At 67.4% G+C, this 19,619-nt stretch carries 19 protein-coding genes; 12 read left to right on the top strand and 7 right to left on the bottom strand.

Annotated features, from left to right (window positions below; translation table 11 throughout):
* Nucleotides 1-57 precede the first annotated feature (57 nt).
* On the top strand, nucleotides 58-1,254 hold the full coding sequence (locus C5689_RS03020; protein WP_108915835.1) for a divergent polysaccharide deacetylase family protein: 1,197 nt from the start codon (nucleotides 58-60) through the stop codon (nucleotides 1,252-1,254).
* A complete protein-coding gene (locus C5689_RS03015; RefSeq protein ID WP_108915786.1) occupies nucleotides 1,251-1,748 on the top strand; it encodes an RNA pyrophosphohydrolase in 498 nt (165 codons plus the stop codon). The genes C5689_RS03020 and C5689_RS03015 overlap by 4 nt, the downstream gene beginning before the upstream one ends.
* On the opposite strand, the gene lipB is transcribed toward C5689_RS03015, so the two are convergent.
* Entirely contained in the window at nucleotides 1,730-2,470 is a 741-nt protein-coding gene (gene lipB / locus C5689_RS03010; RefSeq protein ID WP_108915785.1) for a lipoyl(octanoyl) transferase LipB, read from the bottom strand. The genes C5689_RS03015 and lipB overlap by 19 nt on opposite strands.
* Before the next feature lie 92 nt (nucleotides 2,471-2,562).
* On the opposite strand from lipB, the gene C5689_RS03005 reads away from it, so the two are divergent.
* Nucleotides 2,563-2,844 (top strand): type II toxin-antitoxin system RelE/ParE family toxin, encoded by a 282-nt coding sequence (locus C5689_RS03005; protein WP_108915784.1) that lies wholly within the window; start codon nucleotides 2,563-2,565, stop codon nucleotides 2,842-2,844.
* The gene (locus C5689_RS03000) at nucleotides 2,844-3,164 is read left to right on the top strand and encodes a HigA family addiction module antitoxin (protein WP_108915783.1); all 321 of its coding nucleotides are present in this window, start codon (nucleotides 2,844-2,846) and stop codon (nucleotides 3,162-3,164) included. Before C5689_RS03005 ends, C5689_RS03000 begins: the two co-directional genes overlap by 1 nt.
* A gap of 384 nt (nucleotides 3,165-3,548) precedes the next feature.
* Here the strand turns inward: C5689_RS03000 and C5689_RS02990 are convergent, their stop codons facing one another.
* From C5689_RS02990 to C5689_RS19030, 3 genes are all read right to left on the bottom strand, one after another.
* A complete protein-coding gene (locus C5689_RS02990) occupies nucleotides 3,549-3,788 on the bottom strand; it encodes a hypothetical protein (RefSeq protein WP_108915781.1) in 240 nt (79 codons plus the stop codon).
* Nucleotides 3,789-3,920: 132 nt separating this feature from the next.
* Nucleotides 3,921-4,130, bottom strand: a complete 210-nt coding sequence (locus C5689_RS02985; RefSeq protein WP_108915780.1) for a cold-shock protein — start codon at nucleotides 4,128-4,130, stop codon at nucleotides 3,921-3,923.
* A gap of 237 nt (nucleotides 4,131-4,367) precedes the next feature.
* Entirely contained in the window at nucleotides 4,368-4,787 is a 420-nt protein-coding gene (locus C5689_RS19030; protein WP_158271733.1) for a GNAT family N-acetyltransferase, read from the bottom strand.
* A gap of 181 nt (nucleotides 4,788-4,968) precedes the next feature.
* Between C5689_RS19030 and C5689_RS02975 the strand changes: the two genes are divergently transcribed.
* Both C5689_RS02975 and smc read left to right on the top strand, forming a co-directional pair.
* Nucleotides 4,969-6,726 carry a glucan ABC transporter ATP-binding protein/ permease gene (locus C5689_RS02975; RefSeq protein ID WP_108915778.1) on the top strand — a complete coding sequence of 586 codons (1,758 nt, stop codon included), beginning with the start codon at nucleotides 4,969-4,971 and terminating at the stop codon, nucleotides 6,724-6,726.
* 188 nt (nucleotides 6,727-6,914) lie between these two features.
* Nucleotides 6,915-10,373, top strand: coding sequence for a chromosome segregation protein SMC (gene smc, locus C5689_RS02970; protein ID WP_108915777.1), 3,459 nt, complete (start codon nucleotides 6,915-6,917; stop codon nucleotides 10,371-10,373).
* 331 nt (nucleotides 10,374-10,704) lie between these two features.
* On the opposite strand, the gene C5689_RS02965 is transcribed toward smc, so the two are convergent.
* Entirely contained in the window at nucleotides 10,705-12,000 is a 1,296-nt protein-coding gene (locus tag C5689_RS02965) for an O-acetylhomoserine aminocarboxypropyltransferase/cysteine synthase family protein (protein ID WP_108915776.1), read from the bottom strand.
* Between the two features lie 248 nt (nucleotides 12,001-12,248).
* Here C5689_RS02965 and C5689_RS02960 point away from each other — a divergent pair, with 248 nt between their 5' ends.
* Entirely contained in the window at nucleotides 12,249-12,437 is a 189-nt protein-coding gene (locus tag C5689_RS02960) for a 4Fe-4S dicluster domain-containing protein (RefSeq protein WP_018267040.1), read from the top strand.
* Between the two features lie 157 nt (nucleotides 12,438-12,594).
* Here C5689_RS02960 and C5689_RS02955 read toward each other — a convergent pair whose 3' ends face one another.
* Together C5689_RS02955 and C5689_RS02950 are read right to left on the bottom strand one after the other, a co-directional pair.
* Nucleotides 12,595-13,020 carry a type II toxin-antitoxin system VapC family toxin gene (locus C5689_RS02955; RefSeq protein ID WP_108915775.1) on the bottom strand — a complete coding sequence of 142 codons (426 nt, stop codon included), beginning with the start codon at nucleotides 13,018-13,020 and terminating at the stop codon, nucleotides 12,595-12,597.
* Nucleotides 13,017-13,265 carry a type II toxin-antitoxin system Phd/YefM family antitoxin gene (locus C5689_RS02950; protein ID WP_108915774.1) on the bottom strand — a complete coding sequence of 83 codons (249 nt, stop codon included), beginning with the start codon at nucleotides 13,263-13,265 and terminating at the stop codon, nucleotides 13,017-13,019. Before C5689_RS02950 ends, C5689_RS02955 begins: the two co-directional genes overlap by 4 nt.
* A 198-nt stretch (nucleotides 13,266-13,463) precedes the next feature.
* On the opposite strand from C5689_RS02950, the gene C5689_RS02945 reads away from it, so the two are divergent.
* From C5689_RS02945 to pstS, 5 genes are all read left to right on the top strand, one after another.
* Complete coding sequence (locus tag C5689_RS02945; RefSeq protein ID WP_244594554.1) at nucleotides 13,464-14,255, top strand: hypothetical protein; 792 nt, start codon at nucleotides 13,464-13,466, stop codon at nucleotides 14,253-14,255.
* The gene (locus tag C5689_RS02940) at nucleotides 14,164-15,741 is read left to right on the top strand and encodes a Y-family DNA polymerase (RefSeq protein ID WP_244594553.1); all 1,578 of its coding nucleotides are present in this window, start codon (nucleotides 14,164-14,166) and stop codon (nucleotides 15,739-15,741) included. The genes C5689_RS02945 and C5689_RS02940 overlap by 92 nt, the downstream gene beginning before the upstream one ends.
* Nucleotides 15,742-15,919: 178 nt before the next feature.
* Nucleotides 15,920-17,110, top strand: a complete 1,191-nt coding sequence (locus C5689_RS02935; RefSeq protein ID WP_108915771.1) for a lysylphosphatidylglycerol synthase domain-containing protein — start codon at nucleotides 15,920-15,922, stop codon at nucleotides 17,108-17,110.
* A gap of 119 nt (nucleotides 17,111-17,229) precedes the next feature.
* Nucleotides 17,230-18,288, top strand: a complete 1,059-nt coding sequence (locus C5689_RS02930; RefSeq protein ID WP_108915770.1) for an ATP-binding protein — start codon at nucleotides 17,230-17,232, stop codon at nucleotides 18,286-18,288.
* A 156-nt stretch (nucleotides 18,289-18,444) separates the two neighbouring features.
* Nucleotides 18,445-19,494, top strand: coding sequence for a phosphate ABC transporter substrate-binding protein PstS (pstS, locus tag C5689_RS02925; RefSeq protein WP_108915769.1), 1,050 nt, complete (start codon nucleotides 18,445-18,447; stop codon nucleotides 19,492-19,494).
* The last annotated feature ends 125 nt before the right edge of the window (nucleotides 19,495-19,619 follow it).

The raw sequence follows: 19,619 nt of genomic DNA, 5'->3' as shown, positions 1-19,619 counted from the left end.
TGAATGATCGAGGCGCCGCGAATCGCGCCTCGCCGCAATAGGGAGCCGCCGCGGGCCATGACCGACGAATTGAACGCGCCATTGGGCTTGAATGCGCCGCTGGAGCCGCGCCCCGCCCCCCGCCGGCGCGGACGGGCCGTCGTCTTCGCCGCAGCGCTGCTCGGCGGCGCTTGTCTCGCCGCCTTCGCGCCGACGATGCGCGACCCGCAGGCCGGCCGGCCCGTCGCCGTCGCGCGGATAGAGACGGTCGAGCCGCCGGCGCCGGCGAGCCCTCCCGCGGAACATGTCGCCACAGAATCCGACAAGCGCGCGGATGAGATTGCCGACATAGAGAAGCGCTCCGGCGTCAAGATCACGCGCATCGGCGGCGCCGAGGCGCCCGGCGCTCTCGTGATAAGGCTCGACGAGCAGCATACGGCGCTCGCGCCCGCGCCCGACAAGCGCGTGATGGAAAAGGGCCGCCACGGCCCGCTGCCGAAGATCGGCGCCGGCGGCGAAAAGCCGATGGAAATCTACGCCCGCCCCGCCGCCATCAGCGCGCGTCTGCCGGCCGGCGCGCCGCGCGTGGCGCTCGTCGTCGGCGGCGTCGGGCTCAATGCGCAGCTCACGGCGAGCGCCATCGACGAATTGCCGGGCGCCGTCACGCTGGCGCTCGCGCCCTATGGCGCCGACCCCGAGAGCGTCGCGGCGAAGGCGCGCGACCGCGGTCACGAGATTTTGCTGCAGGCGCCGATGGAGCCTTACGATTATCCACGCGAAAATCCGGGGCCGCACACGCTGCTGACGACGCGCGGCGCCGGGCTCGACGATCTGCGCTGGCTGATGAGCCGCTTTTCCGGCTATATCGGCGTCGTGAACTATCTCGGCGCGCAATTCACCGCCGACGAGACGGCGCTGACGCCGACGCTCACGGACATAGCCGGGCGCGGGCTGCTCTTTCTCGACGACGGCACCTCGCCGCGCTCGCTGGTCGCGAGCCTGGCGCCGCGCCTCGCCTTGACGGCGGCGCGGGCGGATGTGGCGATCGACGCGGGCGCTTCGGGCGAGGCTGTGGAGAAGGCCTTGACGCAGATCGAGGCGCTCGCGCGCCGTAATGGTCAGGCGATCATCGTCGCTGGCGCGCTGCCGCGGACGATGGCGCGCCTCGCGCGTTTCGCGCGTGAGCTCGAGCGCAAGGGAATAGCGCTCGTCCCGCTGAGCGCGCTGGCGTCGCGGGTCGAGGACAAAGAGGCGAGAGCCGGAAAGTGGAAATGAGCGAGCTGGCCTACAGACCCTGCGTCGGCGTCATGCTGATCAACGCCGAAGGCCTCGTCTTCCTCGGCCGGCGCTTTTCCAAACGCGCCGATCCGGAAGTGATCGAGCATGAATGGCAAATGCCGCAAGGCGGCATAGACGAGGGCGAGGAGCCGCTCGCCGCGGCGCTGCGCGAATTGGCCGAGGAGACCAATGTGACCAGCGTCTCCGTGCTCGCCGAGTCGCAGGATTGGTACAGCTACGATCTGCCGCCCGAGGCCTCGAAGCGCTGGAAAGGCAAATATCGCGGCCAGACGCAGAAATGGTTCGCCTTCCGCTTCGAGGGCGAGGAGGCGGAGATCGACATAGAGCGGCCCGGCGGCGGCCAGCACGCGCCGGAATTCGACGCCTGGCGCTGGGAGCGCGCGGCGCTATTGCCGGAGCTGATCGTGCCCTTCAAGCGCGACGTCTATGAGCGCGTGGTGCGCGATTTCGCTCATCTCTCGGCGGGCTGAGGCGTCGTCGCTCCAAAAATAGGCTCGAAGGCGTGGCGCAGCGCCACGTCCACCGCGGCCATATCCGAGACCTTGCCGAGATCGGCGAGGCTCGTCACGCCGAGATGCGATTGCCGCACGCCGCAAGGCGCTATGCCGGAAAAATGCGTGAGATCCGGCGCGACATTCAGCGCCAATCCATGGAAAGTGGTCCAGCGCCGCACGCGCACGCCGATCGCGGCGATCTTGTCCTCGGCCGGCTCGCCGAAGAGGCCCGCCGGTTTGTCCGGCCGGCGCGTCCACACGCCGACGCGATCCTCGCGCCGCTCGCCGGCGACGCCGAGCGAAGCGAGCGTTTCGATGAGCCAGGCCTCGAGCCCCGCCACATAGGCGCGCAGATCGCGCTTGCGCCGCGTCAGATTCAGCATCACATAGGCGACGCGCTGTCCCGGCCCATGATAGGTGAATTGCCCGCCGCGCCCGCTGCGATGCACGGGAAAACGCGCATCGAGGAGATCGGCCTCCTTGGCCGAAGTTCCGGCGGTATAGACGGGCGGATGCTCGATGAGCCAGACGCGCTCGGGAGCCGCGCCCTCGGCGATGCGCTCGACGCGCGATTCCATCTCGGCGACGGCGGCCTCATAGGCCACGAGGCCGGGGGTCACGACCCATTCCACCGGGGGCGAACCGGGCCGGGGGAGAAGGGAAAGGGCGCAATCGTCGCGGGTGAGCGGGGCGGTCATGGCGGGAATCTATCGCGCGCCGCGGCGATGCTCCAGCGGCGCGGCGCGAAAAACACTTGCGGTATGTACGGTTACGCCGTACATTAATTGCGATGAACCTTCGCACGATCAAGCACCGAGGCCTGAGGCGCTTCATCGAGAGCGACGACCCGAGGGAGCTGCGTCCCGATCTGGTGAACCGAACGCGCAACATTCTCGCCGCGCTCGTCGCCGCGACGAATATGGAGGGCCTGCAAGGCCCGCCGGGCTGGCGGATACATCAACTTTGGGACAGGGCCGGAACCTGGAGCATTTCCGTTTCCGGCAATTGGCGCATTACGTTCGAACTCGACCGCGGCGAAATCACCAACCTCGACATGGAGGATTATCACTGATGACCGACGCGCCTGTGACCATAGGCATGAGGCCGCCGCATCCCGGCGTTTTCATCCGCGAGGAGGTCCTCGAGCCTCTCGATCTCTCGGTCGCGCAGGCCGCCGATGCGCTGGGCGTGCGCCGCGCCACTTTGTCCGACCTCGTGAACGGCAAAGCGGCTTTATCGCCGGAAATGGCGCTGCGCATAGAGAAGGCGTTCGGAATGAGCATGGACACTCTGTTGAAGATGCAGGCGTGGTTCGACGCCTGCGCCATGCGCGACCGCTCCGACCAGATCGCCGTGAAGCGGTTTGTCCCGAAAGCCTCTGCGCAAAGTTGAAACGGCTCGCTTCACGCCGCGGAATTTATTTTTTCGAGTCGACCCGTCGTGGCAGCGGAAATTCCGCGCTTTCATATAATCCGCGAATCGCCGCGCCGGAATATGTCGCCTCCGCCACTTCGAGCGAGCAGCTTCCCAGCATGGCGGGAGGCATGTCCTCCACGGCGTAGCGAATCGCCTCCGCAGCCTGGGCGAAGCGCCGGAATTGGACGGAGTTCTGATAGGATCTCGACCGTTTGGCGAGAGTCTTGGACGAGAAAAGGCCGGCTTCCATGCCGTAATCGAATGCGCTCATCGCTCTTCTCCCTGTCGTCCGCGCTTTTCGGCGCGAAATCGATCACGGCGCCGCCGCGCGGCCTGTGTGGGACGAGACGAAGCGAGAAACTACCAGGCGAATTCCATTCCCGCTTCCGTCACGACACGTTCGAGACCGTCCCGGTCTCCTTTGATGACATATTGGAATCCCGCGCCGCTGTCGGGCAGCAGGCGCATGATCCGGAATGTCTCTTTTTCCGATCGCGCGCCGATGCGGTGATAGATTTGCGCGCCGAGACGAAACTTATGCGTCGGCGCCTCTTTGCGAAGCCGCTGATGGCGGGAGAGCTCATTCGAATGCGCGCTCATAATGTCGGGCCCTTTCGGATGGAGTGCGACGCGCCGATCCTTTGAGGAACGACGCGCCTCCACCGGGGGAGAAGGCCCCGCGCTCGCCGCCGGTACATCCGCGGTCGGCGTGCAGGGCCCGATCGCTCGAGGTCAGTCGACCTTCAGCTGATCCGCCGATGATTTGCCGCTGCGCCGGTCGACGACGATCTCATAGGAGAGCTTCTGGCCTTCGGCGAGGCCGGGCAGGCCCGCGCGCTCGACGGCGCTGATATGAACGAAGACGTCGGCTCCGCCGGCCTCCGGCTGAATGAAGCCGAAACCCTTTTGCGCATTGAACCATTTCACTATGCCGGTCTGCATGACTTGTCCTTTCGAAGAACACGGGGATTTGGGGCGTTCGCGACATGCGACGCCTTGCTTGATCGATGTTCTGGAGAGGAAGTCATAGTGCCCGGGGCGCCGTTAGGCGCGAAGCAGGAGTCGACCGGCCGAAAACTCGATAGACCGTATGTGGGGCATATGGGCGCATAATACAAGCGTGGCCGGCGAGATTCTGCAAAGCTCGCGTCTCGCTCGGCCTCGCGCACGCCGCGAGCGTCACTGTTTGGAGCGATAGGACGCGCGAATGAAGCCGTCGGCGTCGGGCTCATGCGCGATCGTGAAACCGCATCGCCTGCAGCAAGCGAGACTTGCGACATTGTCGAACTCTATTTGCCCTTCCAAAACCGGATAGGCCAGCCCTGGTCCCGACAAAAACGCAGAAAGCACCCGCTTTCCTAATCCTCGCCCTCTGCGGTCGGGACGCATGGCGAAAGCGAGGCAGCCGCGCTCGGGGCTTTCCCGATCGACCTGCACTTGCGCGATAATCTCGCCGGCGTACAAAGCCGCCCAACTACGGGCGGCGTCTCCGGCTGTCACATAGGCGAACCAATCATCCGTCGGAAAAGACAGGCGGCGCCGAAGTTCGTCGTCGTGAAACCAAGCGCGAAATTTGCTCAGATCATCGATTGTCGACATGCGAAATGTGATCGGCATCTATGAGACCGCCAATTGCGGGTGTCGCGCAGACCCGAATTTCGGCCATCGGCGTCACCACGAGAAATCTACGTCAAATCGGGCCGCGGCGAGACACGACCGCCTTGCGCTCTCCGCCCCGCCCGCTATAGACCGCGTCATCGCCTCACCCATTTAGTTGCTCATGTCCGTCCTCGCCGTCTATCTCCGTGTCCTCGCGCAGCTGAAGCCGCAGAAACGTCTCGCGGCGATCCTCGTCGCCGCCAATCTCGCCGTGGCCGTCGCGCAATTCGCCGAGCCCATGCTGTTCGGCCGTGTCATCGACGTGCTCACGCGCGCGCAGGCGGCCGGCGTCAAGCTCGCCTGGGGCGATCTCGTGCCGCTGCTCGCGGCCTGGGCCGGCTTCGGCCTCTTCTCCATCGCTGCCTCTGTGCTGGTCGCGCTCCATGCCGACCGCCTCGCGCATAGGAGCCGGCTCGCGGTGATGGCCGCTTATTTCGAGCATGTGCTCGATCTGCCGTCGAGCTTTCACGCCGGCGCGCATTCCGGCCGGCTGCTGAAGGTGATGCTGGAGGGCGCCTCCGGCATGGCGGGGCTGTGGCTCTCCTTCTTCCGCGAGAATTGCGCCTCCTTCGTCGCACTCTTCGTGCTGCTGCCGGCGACGCTCTTCGTCAATTGGCGACTCGCTCTGCCGCTCATCGTGCTCGTCATCGTCTTCGGCGCGCTCACCTCCTTCGTCCTGCGCCGCACCGAGCAATTGCAGAGCAAAGTGGAGCGTCATCATTCGTCGCTCGCCGAGCACGCCTCCGACGCTTTGGGCAATGTCGCCGTGGTGCAGAGCTTCACGCGCGTGCAGAGCGAGACCAATGCGCTGCGGCGGATCATCGACGAATTGCTCGCCGCGCAAATTCCCGTGCTGTCCTGGTGGGCGCTCGCCGCAGTGGCGAGCCGCGCCTCGGCGACGCTCACCCTGCTCGTCATTTTTCTACTCGGCGCCTGGCTGCATTTGCAGGGCCTCGCCTCCATCGGCGAGATCGTCGCCTTCATGAGCTTTGCGACCATGCTCATCGGCCGGCTCGAGCAAATGGTCGGCTTTTTGAACGTGCTGTTTCTGCTCGCGCCGAAAATCGCCGAATTCTTCTCGATCCTCGACACGCGCCCGACGGTCGCCGATCGCGAGGATGCGCGCGATCTCGGCCGGCTCGCGGGCGCGGTGGCCTTCGAGAATGTGAGCTTTTCTTATGGCGGCGAGCGTCTCGCGCTGCGCGACGTCTCCTTCTCGGCGCGGCAGGGCGAGACCATCGCGCTGGTCGGCGCGACGGGCTCCGGCAAATCGACGACGCTCGGTCTCTTGCATCGCGTCTTCGATCCCGCGCAAGGCCGCGTGACGATCGACGGGGTCGACATTCGCGACATGACGCTGACCTCGCTCCGCCGCAACATAGGCGTCGTGTTTCAGGAGCCTATGCTGTTCGCCCGCTCGATCGAGGAGAATCTGCGCGTCGGCAAGCCGGATGCGAATGAAGAAGAGATCGCCCGCGCGGTGGAGCTGGCGCAGGCGCGCGATCTCGTCGCGCGGCAGAGCGAGGGGCTTTCGACCTTGGTCGGCGAGCGCGGCCGCACGCTGTCGGGCGGCGAGCGTCAGCGCCTCTCCATCGCCCGCGCTCTGCTGAAAGACCCGCCGATCATGATCTTCGACGAGGCGACCAGCGCGCTGGACGCGACGACGGAGCGTCAGTTGCAGAAGGCGCTGGAGGCCGCGACCGCCGGCCGCACCACTTTCATCATCGCCCATCGTCTGGCGACGGTGCGCCATGCGGACCGCATTCTGGTGCTGGATCGCGGCGAGATCGTCGAGAGCGGGACGTTCGACGAGCTGGTGGCCAAAGGCGGGCTGTTCGCCGCGCTCGCCAAGGCGCAATTCATCGCTGCGGGGGCGTGATCGCTCCCTGTTTCTGCGTCAGCGCTTCGCACACCCATAAGGCGCCGTCCTGGCCGGGCTAGTCCCGGCCAGGACGGCGTGGGTGAGTCGGGAGAGGCCGCGCCCGCCCCCGCCGGGAGGCCCTGCCTCCACAACATATCGCGGCCCTGTTCTTGCTTTCCCCGCTATTTTGTGGCGCTCTTGCCGCCATGAAATTCCAGCGGCTCCGACTTCTCGGCTTCAAGAGCTTCTGCGAGGCCACAGATTTTCTGATCGAACCCGGCCTGACCGGCGTCGTCGGTCCGAATGGCTGCGGCAAGTCCAATCTCGTCGAGGCCCTGCGCTGGGTCATGGGCGAGAACTCCTATAAAAACATGCGCGGCTCGGGGATGGATGACGTCATCTTCTCCGGCGGCGGCTCGCGCCCGGCCCGCAATGTCGCCGAGGTCGGCCTCGTGCTGGACAATAGCTCCCGCACCGCCCCGGCCGCCTTCAACGACGCCGAGACGCTGGAAGTCACCCGCCGCATCGAGCGCGAGGCCGGCTCCACCTATAGGATCAATGGCCGCGAGGTGCGCGCCAAGGATGTGCAGCTGCTCTTCGCCGACGCCGCCACCGGCGCGCGCTCGCCGGCGCTGGTGCGCCAAGGGCAGATCGGCGAGATCATCTCGGCCAAGCCGCAGGCGCGCCGCCGCATTCTGGAAGACGCCGCCGGCGTCGCCGGCCTGCATTCCCGCCGGCACGAGGCCGAGCTGCGGCTGACCGCGGCGGCCGAAAATCTCACCCGCCTCGAGGATGTGTTGAAACAGGTCGACGGCCAGACCGAGAGCCTGCGCCGTCAGGCCCGGCAGGCGCAGCGCTATCGCGCCGTGGCGGCGGAAATCCGTAAGAATGAGGCGCTCGCTGCCTACATCGCGCATCGCCAGGCGAGCGAGCAGCTGACCGCCGCCGAGCGCAAGCTGGAAGAGGATTTGAAGCTCGTCGAGGAGCGCACGCTGCAGCAGGCCGAGGCCGCGCGATTGCAGGCGATCGCCGCCTTCGAGCTGCCGAAGCTCCGCGACAGGGAGGCCGAGGCCGGCGCGGCGCTGCATCGGTTGATCATGGCCCGCGATGCGCTGGACGGCGAGGAGAAACGCGCCAAGGACCGCATCGCCGAGCTGACCCGCCACGCCGAGCAATTCGCCCGCGACGTCGAACGCGAGCGCGCGCTGATCGACGACGCGGCGGAAGTGACGCAGCGGCTCGAGGACGAGCGCGGCGAACTGGCCGAGCAGGACGCCATCGGCGCCGAGCGCGAGGAGGCCGCCCGCGAGCGTCTCGCCGAGATAGAGGAGGCGCTGGCCCGCACCGAGGCCGAGCTTTCCGAGGCGCAGCAATCGCTGGCCGGCGTCAACGCCCAGCGCGCCGCGCTGGAGGCGGCGCTGCGCGAGGAGACGCAGCGCGTCTCGCGTTTCGAGGCGGAGCTGACCCGCGTCGAGACCGAATTCGCGCTGATCGCCGGCCAGGGCGGCGCGGCGGAAGAGGTGGAGCGCCTCGCCGAATCGCTGGAAATGGCGAACGAGCAGGCGCGTGAGGCCGACGAGACCGCGCTGATGGCCGAAGAAGCGGCGATCGAGGCGCGCGAGGCGGAGAGCCTATCGCGCCAGCCGCTGGCGGAGGCCGAGAAGCGCGCCGGCCGGCTCGAGACCGAGGCGCGCACGCTGGAGAAGCTGCTCGAATCGGGCGGCGGCGATCTCTGGGCGCCGATCGTCGAGAGCGTCAGCGTCGAGAAGGGCTATGAGACGGCGCTCGGCGCCGCGCTCGGCGACGATCTCGACGCCTCCGTCGAGACCTCCGCCCCGGCCCATTGGGCGCTCACCTCCGGCGCCGGCGACCCCTCGCTGCCGCCGGGCGTGCGCACGCTCGCCGAAATGGTGCAGGCGCCGCCGGCGCTGGCCCGGCGCCTCGCGCAGATCGGCGTCGTGCTGCGCAGCGAGGGCGCAGCATTGCGTTCCATGCTGAAGCCCGGCCAGCGTCTCGTCTCCAAGGAGGGCGACCTCTGGCGCTGGGACGGATTCACCCAGGCCGCCGAGGCGCCGACGCCGGCCGCCCGCCGCCTCGCCGAGAAGAACCGCCTCGCCGATCTGCGCCTCGAGGCCGCCGCCGCCCGCGAGACCGCCGACGCCCTCGCCGACGAGGCGCAGACGGCGCAGGAGCAGGCCCGCGCCGCCGCGCTCGCCGAAAGCGCCGCCCGCGAGGGACAGCGCCGCGCCCGCGCCGTGGTGGAGGAAGCGCGCGAGCGTCATGTCGTGGCGGAGCGCCGGCTCGGCCAGATCGCCCAGCGCCTCTCGGCGCTCGAGGAGGCCAAGGCGCAAATTCTCGCCAATCGCGACGAGGCGGCGATGAAGCGCGAGGGCGCCGCGCATGCGCTGGATGCGCTGGACGAGCCGGCCTCGCTCGCCGGCGCGGTGGAGCATGTGCGTTCCCGCGCCGCCGCCGAGCGCGCTCAGGCCGGCGAGGCGCGCGCCGCGCTCACCTCGCTGCGCCATCAGGCCGAGACGCGCGCCGCCCGCAAATCCGCGATCCTGCGCGAGAACGCCTCCTGGATGGAGCGGCGCGACCGCGCGCAGGACCGTATCGCCGAATTGGAGCGCCGCCTCGAGGATTCGCGTGACGAGCAGGAGCGGCTGATCGATTCGCCGGAGACCTTCCTGCTCCAGCGCCGCAATCTTCTCTCGGCGATCGAGGAGGCCGAGGCCGCCCGCCGCGCCGCCGCCGATGCGCGCACGACCGGCGAGACCGCGCAGGCGGAATCCGATCGCGCCGCCCGCATGGCGCTGGAGGCGATGAGCGCCGCGCGCGAGGAGAAAGCCCGTAGCGAGGCGCAGCTCGAGGCCGCGCGCCGCCGCTCGGCCGATGTCGAGCACGCCATCGCAATGGAATTGGAGAGCGAGGAGCATTCGCTCGCCGAGCTCGCCGGCGTCACCGGCGAGGAGACGCAGCTCCCCTCCATCCCCGATATCGAGCGCAAGCTCGAAGGGCTGAAGGCGGATCGCGAAAGATTGGGCGCGGTGAATCTGCGCGCCGAGGAGGAGCTCGGCGAGATCGAGACGCAGCGCGACAAGATGATGGCCGAGCGCGAAGACCTCGCCGAGGCGATCAAGAAATTGCGCGGCGCCATCGCCAGCCTCAACAAGGAAGGCCGCGAGCGCCTGCTCGTCGCCTTCGAGCAGGTGAACGCGCATTTCAAGGAGCTGTTCAGCCTGCTGTTCGGCGGCGGCACGGCGGAATTGCAGCTCATAGAGAGCGACGATCCGCTGGAGGCCGGCCTCGACATTCTCGCGCGCCCGCCCGGCAAGAAGCCGCAGACGATGACGCTGCTCTCCGGCGGCGAGCAGGCGCTGACCGCAATGTCGCTGATCTTCGCGGTCTTCCTCACCAATCCGTCGCCGATCTGCGTGCTCGACGAGGTGGATGCGCCGCTCGACGATTACAATGTCGAGCGCTTCTGCGCTCTGCTCGAGGATATGCGCAAGAAGACCGACACGCGCTTCGTCGCCATCACGCATAATCCCATCACAATGGCGCGCATGGATCGCCTGTTCGGCGTGACGCAGGCGGAGCGCGGCATTTCGCAGCTCGTCTCCGTCGATCTCGAGCAGGCCGAGAGATACGCGCAGGCGGTGTGAGGGCGCGGGAGGCCCTCTCCCCCGCTATCGAACGCACATATCCTCCTCGCCCCCGCGACGTCCTGGCCGGGCTTGTCCCGGCCATCCACGCCAACGTGCGCCGCGGCGTCATAGAAGTTTGGCGTGACGCCGAAGCTCAGGCGGCGCCAGCCGGGGACGAATCCGTCGATGGCGGGCGCTTTCCTTTGGTTTCTCAGCTGCTTGGCGTGGGTGGCCGGGACAAGCCCGGCCATGACGGTCGCGATGTTTCGCGATGTGTGAATCCGATAGCGCTATTCGCGGGAGGGCCGGGGAGGGGGCGAGTCCACGCCCTCTCTCACATTCCCGCGCGTCAGCTCGCCGCCTTCAACGCCTGATCGAGATCGGCGAGAATATCGTCGATATGCTCTATGCCGATGGCCAGGCGCACATAGCCGGGCGTCACGCCGGTCGCGAGCTGCGCCTCGGCGGAGAGCTGCGAATGCGTCGTCGTCGCCGGATGAATGGCGAGGCTGCGCGCATCGCCGATATTGGCGACGTGATAGAAGAGCTTCAGCGCATCGATGAAATTGCGCCCGGCCTCGAGACCGCCGGCGAGCTCGAAGCCGACCAGCGCGCCATATTTGCCCTTCAGATATTTGTCGGCGCGCTCGCGCTCCGCGCCGCTCTGGCGCGAGGGATGAATCACTTTCGTGACCTCGACGCGCGTCGAAAGAAAATCCGCGACCGCCTGCGCATTGGAGACGTGCCGCTCGATGCGCAGCGGCAGAGTCTCTATGCCCTGCAGCGTGAGGAAAGAATTGAAAGGCGACGGCGCGGAGCCGAGATCGCGCAGCAATGTCGTGCGCGCCTTGATGATATAGGCGACGGGGCCGAGCGGTTTCACCGCCTCCACCCAGACGGCGCCGTGATAGCTGGCGTCCGGCGTGTTGAGCGCAGGCTGGCGCTCGGGAAATTTCTCCCAATCGAAATTGCCGCCGTCGATGATGGCGCCGCCGATCGACGTGCCATGGCCGCCGATATATTTGGTCGTCGAATAGACGACGATCGCCGCGCCATGCTCGAGCGGCTTCACCAATAGCGGCGCCGCCGTATTGTCGGCGATGAGCGGAACGCCATATTCGCGGCCGATCGCGGCGACTTCCGCAATGGGAAAAACGACGAGCTTGGGATTGGGCAGCGTCTCGGCGTAATAGGCGCGCGTGCGATCATCGGTGGCGCGTCGAAAATTCTCCGGGTCGCTCGGATCGACGAAGCGCACCTCGAGGCCCTGGTCCTTCAGCGTGTTGGCGAAGAGATTCCAGGTGCCGCCATAGAGATCGGTGGAGGCGACGACATTGTCGCCGGCGCGCGCCAGATTCTGCAGCGCGAAGGCCGAGGCCGCCTGTCCCGAGGAAAGAGCGAGCGCCGCGACTCCGCCCTCGAGCGCGGCGAGACGCTCCTCGAGCACGGAGGTCGTCGGATTGCCGATGCGCGTGTAAATATTGCCCAGCTCCTTCAGCGCGAAGAGATTTGCGGCGTGTTCGGTGTCGCGGAACTGATAGGAGGTCGTCTGATAGATGGGCGGCGCGACGGCGCCGGTCGTCGGATCGGAACGCCAGCCGGCGTGGAGGGCCAGTGTCTCGGGATGCTTGCTGTCGATCGGCATTTCCGTCCTCGTTTTTTGGCGCCACGGCGCACTCGCGGGCCGGATTAAACCGGATTATTAGTCTACGGGCAATGTCGGGTTTAAAGGCGTCGCCGGTCGCCGCCCGCGCGACGATCCGTCGCGAGCGGAAGCGTCTCGCAGCGGCCCGCGGTAAATTGAAACGATTCTTGCTTACCCCCGTCTGTCGCGTCGAGACGCGCGGCGCCGTTTCGCGGGCGCCGCGTCCCAAACCGATCGGGGAGAGTATAATGGCCTTGAAGATTATCGCGTCGCAATGCACCGTCTGCGGCGCCTGCGAGTTCGACTGTCCGACCGCCGCCATTCGCATGAAGGGCGACACCTATATCATCGACCCCAAGAAGTGCACGGAATGCGACGGCGAGTCTCCGCATTGCGCCGAGGTTTGTCCGGTTCCCGACACTTGCGTCCCTGCGTGACGCCAGACGCGACCAGATAGTCGGCGATATGAGCGGCCCTCCCCGGCGGGGTTTCCCCCCGGGGAGAGGCGTAAGCATGTTTGTTTTCAGGGGAGGCGGCCGCATTTTGAAGCCGCGACATCCTGGTCATTGGGTGGCGGAGCCGAGACGCCCATCGTCATGAGGGGGCGATCGTCTGCACGCCTCGGCGGCGCGCCGCCTCTGCGAGGCGCATGTCGAAAGTGACGAGCGTGTCGTTTCGATTTTTGCAGAGAGCCAGATGCAATGCGTCTAGCGCGGATAGTTTCAAGTCAAAATCACGCACGAGACGATCGGCCAGCGTCATGTCGCGCGGAAGAGTGTCGATCGGAATCGTCATGCGCCGCGTCCATTCATCGAAATCATCGAGCGCCTCGCGCAAGAGCTTCTCGCTCGCCGGCTCGACGCGAAAACGCCGTGACATGACCGCGGCGAATTCGATTCTCGCGAAATCGCCGACGCATAATTCTCTTGGATTTGAATCGATCCAGGCGTCCGCCGCAGCCGAGTGAACGTCCGCAGCGAAGAGCGCTACGAGCAGATTGGCGTCGAGATAGAAGCTCACCGTTCCCTGTCCCGCATCTCGCGGATGATCGTGACGGCGTCCTCGCCGAGCGGAGGACGAGCGGCGCGGCGCGCGCGCAGCCGCGCCATTTCTTCGGCCGTCATTCTATCCGGCGCGCCCGCGCTCGGGCGCAATTCGACGACGGGCTTGCCATGGCGCGTGATCGTGACGGTTTCGCCGCGCAGGGTTTCGTCGATCAAGCGCGAGAGTTGCTCTTTGGCGTTGGCGATGGAGTAGCTGGGCATGTGCAGGCTCCAATCTGGTCATTTTCCACGAAAATAGGTCATTTTTCTTTGTCACGGAAGCGGCCGCGGGCAGGAGAAACGCAAATTCACCCCGCTTGACTCTCCCCCTCAGCGGAGTCAGTTTGAGAACAAATAGGCAACACTCTGGAGATCGGGGCCCCGATGTCGCGCAGCGGCTCATCGGAACGCATTGTTTTTTTGCGTCGTCGGATCGCCGCACTGGAAGCGGGCGGCGCGCCCGCGCCCGTTCCGGCGTCGCGGGACGAGGGGCTGTCGCGCCTGTTCGATCCCGGCCGCGGCGGCCTGCGCGAGGCGCTGCCGGCGCGGCCGACCGACGCGGCGGCGGCGGCCGGCTTCGCCTTCGCTCTGGCGCTGCGCCGGCTGCGCCTGCGGCCACAAGGCGGGATCGTCTGGATCGCCGAGGATATGGCGGCCCGCGAGCTCGGCCTGCCCTATGGGCGGGGCCTGCAGGCGGCGGGCCTGCCGCCGGAGCTTCTGGTGCTGGCGCGCACGCACCGTCCGCGCGAGACGCTCTGGGCCATGGAGGAGGCGCTGAAAAGTGGCGCCGCCGTCGTCATCGCCGAGAGCTGGGCCGATGCGGGCGCCTATGACCTCGCCGCCTCGCGCCGTCTGGCGCTCGCCGCCCGCCGCGGCGACTGCGCCGGCCTGCTGCTGCTGCCGCGCGCGGCGGGCGCCGCGCAAAGGCTCGCCAGCGCCGCCGAGGCGCGCTTCGAGATCGCCGCCGGCGCGCCGCCTCCCCGGGCCGAGGGCGCGCCGCGGCCCCTGCCCGGCCCGCTCGCTTTTCGTCTGCGCGTCGTCAAGGCGCGCGGCCTCGTCGGCGCCTTCGACCCGCAGGTTTGGCGCGACATTGTTTTCGACCATCAGGAGGCCGAGTTCCATGAGTGGCCTTTCCATGCGCTGCCTCGCCGTGTTCCTGCCGCGCCTGTCGACCGACCGGTTCGCGCGCAAAAACGCACCCACGCCCGATGAGGCGGAGGCGCCCTTCGCCGTCTGGGCCAAGCTCGGCGGCGCCGAGCGGCTGACCGCCGTCGACGCGCGCGCCGAAAAGGCCGGGCTCGCCCCCGGCATGGCGGTGGCCGACGCGCGCGCCATGCGCCCCGCCTTGCGGCTGGCCGAGGCCGACCCGCGGGCCGACGCCGAGCTGCTGGGACGGATCGCCGATTGGTGCCGCCGCTTCACCCCACTCGCCGCGGCCGATCCGCCGAACGGGCTGCTCCTGGATATTTCGGGGGCGGCGCATCTCTTCGGCGGCGAGGCGGCGCTGCTGGCGGAGGTCGAGCGCCGCCTCGCCGCCCAGGGCTTTGCAGCCAGAGGGGCGATCGCGCCCGGCCCGGCGCTGGCGCTGGCGCTGGCGCGCTTTTCCCGCCGGCGCCATGTGGCGGAGGGGACGACCGCGGAGGAACTGGAGGCGATCGCCGCCGGCTTGCCCATCGCCGCGCTCGATCTCGACCCGGCGGCGCGGCAAAGGCTCGATCGCGCCGGGCTGCGCAGCCTCGGCGATTTGCTGGCGCGGCCGCGCGCGCCGCTCACGGCAAGGCTCGGGGCGGAGGCCATGGCGCGGCTCGACGCCATCGCCTGCCGCCGCCGCGAGCCGATCTCGCCGCGTTTCGAGGCCCCGGATTTCATGGCCGAGCGCCGTTTTCCCGAAGGGCTCACGCGGCAGGAGGACATAGAGCGCACACTTCATAGCCTCGCCCGAGAGCTGTGCCTGCTGCTCGAGCGCCATGGCGTCGGCGCACGGGAGCTGGAGGCGGTTTTCTACCGCGTCGACGGCGCCGTCGCGCATATAGAAACGGGGACCAGCCGGCCGCTGCGCGATCCCGGGACGATCGCTCTGCTGCTGCGCGAGCGCCTCGCCGTGCTGGCGGAGGAGGGGCTCGACACGGGTTATGGATATGACGTGCTGCGACTCGGCGCCGGGCGCGTCGAGCGCTGCGATGCGCCGCAGGCGGATCTCGGCCTGGCCGGGCGGGAAAATGCGCATGACGCGCGGCTGGACGATCTCGTCGATCGCCTCGGCGCGCGGCTCGGCCCCCGCCGCGTGCTGCGGGCCTATCCGCAGGCCTCGCATATTCCAGAGCTCGCCGTCGCGCTGCGGCCCGCCTCCGGTTCCGCCCCCGCGGCGGCGGAAGCCGCGCCGCCGCCCTATCTTCGTGAAGGCGTTCCTGCGCGGCCTTTGCGGTTGTTCGAGCGGCCGGAGCCGATCGAGGCGGTGGCGCTCACGCCCGACGGGCCGCCGCTGCGTTTTCGCTGGCGGCGGCTGCTGCACGAGCTCGCGGCCTATGAGGGGCCGGAGCGCATCGCGCCGCAATGGTGGAGCGCGCCGGAAGACGCCGCCACGCGCGACTACTTCTACGTAGAAGATCGGGAAGGCGGTCGCTTCTGGCTGTTTCGCGAGGGGCTTTTCGGCCGCGAGAGCCCGTCGCCGCGCTGGTTCGTGCACGGCCTCTTCTGACGGCTTGTTCTCGGGCCACGCGTCATCTTATCGTCACGCTTCGAGACGAAACCGAACCATGCTCTCCCCGCGACGTTTTCCTGCGACACCCGCATGAAGGAGACGGAAGGGCGGGCTCTGCGGCGGCGCTTCATCCGGTCGCCCTCGCGGGCGGCGCAACACAGGATCTGGAAAACCTATGAACGGACGCCGCGAGGCCCGCCGGTCGCCTTTGAACTCCGCCGCCCGACGTCGTATCGAAGCCTATTCCGCGCATATTCGAAGACGTCTCGAGGACAAAGCGAAATTGAAGCGGTCAGACAGCGAACTCGATGAGACGGGCGTCGTCGCGCCCGCCGAAGAGACGGCGAATTCCGACCAGGGCGCCGGACCGGGCTTCTTGTCGACGGCGCGGCGCTACATCGCGCCGAGCCTCGGCAAAGTTCTCGGCGGCGTCGCCAGCCTCGCCGTTTTCGCGCTGGCGGGCTTCGCTTTGGCGAGCGCGATCTCGAGCGTCAAATTCTCCGACGTCCGCGGCGCGATAGCGGCGATGAGCGCGGAGCAGATTTTCGCGGCTCTGCTGTTCACCGCGCTCTCCTATCTCGCGCTCACCGGCTATGACGCGCTGGCGCTGCGCCAGCTGCGGCTGCGCGTGCGCTATCGCATCGCCGCGCTCGCCTCTTTCGCGAGCTATGCTTTTTCGTTCAATCTCGGCTTTCCCGTCGTCACCGCCGCAGCGGTCCGTTATTGGATCTATGCCCGCGTCGGCGTCACCGCCGTGCAGGTCGCCAACATCACCGTCATCGCCGGCGTCACCTTCTGGCTCGGCATGACCTCCTTCGTCGGCTTCGGCCTCATGGCGCGCGCCGGCGAGCTCGGGGCCATCGACAAGCTTCCGGCCTTCCTCAACTTCGGCCTCGGCCTCGCGATCTGCGCAGGCGTCGGCTATTATTTCGTCTGGGTCTCGCTCCGCCCGCGACAGGTGCGGCTGCGCGGCCATTTCTTTCAGCTGCCGGGACTCCTGCCCACCGGCGGCCAGACGCTGCTCGGCATAGCCGATCTCTGCTGCGCCGCCGCCGCGCTCTATGCGCTGCTGCCACGGGACGTCGATCTCGACTTTCTCACCTTCGTCTCGGTCTATGTCTTCGCCTGCATTCTCGGCGTCATCAGCCATGCGCCGGGCGGCATAGGCGTTTTCGAGGCGACGATGCTGAACGCGCTGCCGTCGCATTCGCAGGAGAGCCTGCTGGCCTCGCTCCTGCTGTTCCGCGTCATCTATTATTTCCTGCCCTTCATCTTCGCGCTGGCGCTTCTGGGGGCGGACGAAGGCTCGCGGCGCTGGAACAGCCTGCGCGAGACCATCGCCCGCATATTGGAGGCGCGCGAGTGATCCTTCTTGCAACCGCCCGTTTCCGATGCGAGCCCGAAGGCTCGCGGTCCAATGCGCGCTCCGGACCGCGAGCCTTCGGGCTCGCTTTCGGTCGCGATTGATTTCGACCGAGAGGATCAATGCCCGATCTACGCCGACGCTATCAGGGCGAAGCGCTGCTCGGCCTCGTCATCGACGCTCTGCCGGAGGCGGTCTTCGTGATCGATTCGGAGGCGCGCATCGTCGCCTCCAACAGCGCCGCGCGCTCCGTGCTCCCATCCTTGCGGCCCAATGATCCGCTGGCGCGCAGCCTGCGCTCGCCCGACGTGCTCGACGCGCTGGATCGCGTGCTGCGCGGCGGCCAGCCGGAGAAGGTCATCTGGCTCGAGCGCCTGCCGGTGGAATGCTGGTTCGAGGTGCATATCGCGCCTTTGCGCCTCGAAGGCTATGAGAACGCCGCCGTGGTGAGCCTGCGCGATTTGACCGAATCGCGCCGCGTCGAGCGGATGCGCGTCGATTTCGTCGCCAACGCCAGCCATGAATTGCGCACGCCGCTCGCCTCGCTGCTCGGCTTCGTGGAGACGCTGCAGGGGCCGGCGCGCGACGACGACAAAGCGCGCGACCGCTTCCTCTCCATCATGCGCGAGCAGGCGCAGCGTATGTCGCGCCTCGTCGACGATCTGCTCTCCCTCTCGCGCATCGAGCAGCATCTGCATCTGCGCCCGGACACGCCGGTCGACCTCGGCATTCTCGTCGCCCATATCGTCGATACGCTCGCGCCTATGGCGGAGGATGGCGGGATCGAGCTGAAAGTCGACATGACGGGCCAGGTCGTCGTTCCGGGCGATCGCGACGAACTCGCCCGCGTCGCCGAAAATCTCATCGAAAATGCGATCAAATACGGGTCCGGGCCGGTGGAGATCTCGCTCTCCCCGCTCGGCGCCTCCGCCGTCTTCTCGGTGCGCGACCATGGGCCGGGCATAGCGCCGGAGCATCTGCCGCGCCTCACCGAACGCTTCTATCGCGTCGACGCCGGCAAGAGTCGCGCCAAGGGCGGCACCGGCCTCGGGCTCGCCATCGTCAAGCATATCGTGGCTCGCCACCGCGGCAGGCTCGCCATAGATTCCGCGCCAGGGAAAGGCGCCACTTTTCGCGTATTTTTGCCATTGATCGAGCCAGAAAAAGCCGACAGCGCCTGATGTTCGGCGATTAATATAATAATATCAATTTGATAACATGTCATGTGACAGTCATCCAGCTGTCGTAAAACCCTCGTCGCGCGGCCCTAGTGTGCGCCTCGCTGGGGCGCTCGCTGCGCGCCGACACAGTGAACCTCGAGCTCGAAAGAGACCGACATGCTTTCCAAAGTTCTCCATCGTGTCGCTCTGGCGACGACCCTGGCCGTCGCGACGGCCGGAGCCGCCTTTGCGATCGACATCTCCGGCGCCGGCGCCACTTTCCCCTATCCGATCTACGCCAAATGGGCGGACAGCTATAAGAAAGAGACCGGCAACGGCCTCAATTATCAGTCGATCGGCTCGGGCGGCGGCATCAAGCAGATCAAGGCCCGCACCGTGACCTTCGGCGCCTCCGACCAGCCGCTGAAGGCCGAGGACCTCGAGGCCGCCGGCCTCACCCAATGGCCGCAGGTGATCGGCGGCATCGTGCCGGTCGTCAATCTGGACGGCGTCGCCTCCGGCGAGCTCGTCCTCGACGGCAAGACGCTCGCGTCCATCTTCCTCGGCGAGATCAAGAGCTGGGACGACGCCGCGATCAAGAAGCTCAATCCGAAGGCCAAGCTCCCCGCGGCGGCGATCGCCGTGGTGCATCGTTCGGACGGATCGGGCACGACCTTCAACTTCACCAACTATCTCTCCAAGGTCAGCGCCGACTGGAAGAGCAAGGTGGGCGAGAACGCCTCGGTCGAATGGCCGGTCGGCATCGGCGCCAAGGGCAATGAGGGCGTGGCCAACAATGTCGCCAACACCAAGGGCGCCGTCGGCTATGTCGAATACGCCTACGCCAAGCAGAACAAGCTGACCTACACCAAGCTGGTCAACAAGGACGGCAAGACGGTCGCCCCGACGACGCCGACCTTCCAGGCCGCGGCGTCCAACGCCGATTGGGCCAATGCGCCGGGCTTCTATCAGATCCTCACCGACCAGCCGGGCGCGCAGTCCTGGCCGATCACCGCCGCCACCTTCATTCTGCTGCCCAAGGCGCCGCAGGATACGGCGGCCGCGGCCGAGGCGCTGAAATTCTTCGGCTGGGCCTTCGCCAAGGGCGCCAAGGCGGCCGAGGAACTCGACTATATCCCGCTGCCGGCCAATGTCGTGGCTCTGATCAAGAAGAGCTGGACCGCCAATGTGAAGGATGCGAGCGGCAAGCCGCTGGCGTCGAACTAAAATATCTCTGCGCGCCGGCGAAAGACCATTTCGCCGGCGTCGCCGCTCGACGCGAGACGCGCGAGAACCGCAGGTTGGTGAATGGCGCAAGACGACCTGCCCGAGACCTGGCTCCGTCCGCTTCT

It is taken from the genome of Methylosinus sporium (assembly GCF_003113265.1).
Lineage (GTDB): Bacteria > Pseudomonadota > Alphaproteobacteria > Rhizobiales > Beijerinckiaceae > Methylosinus > Methylosinus sporium.
This window is presented reverse-complemented; position numbering and strand designations above follow the sequence as displayed.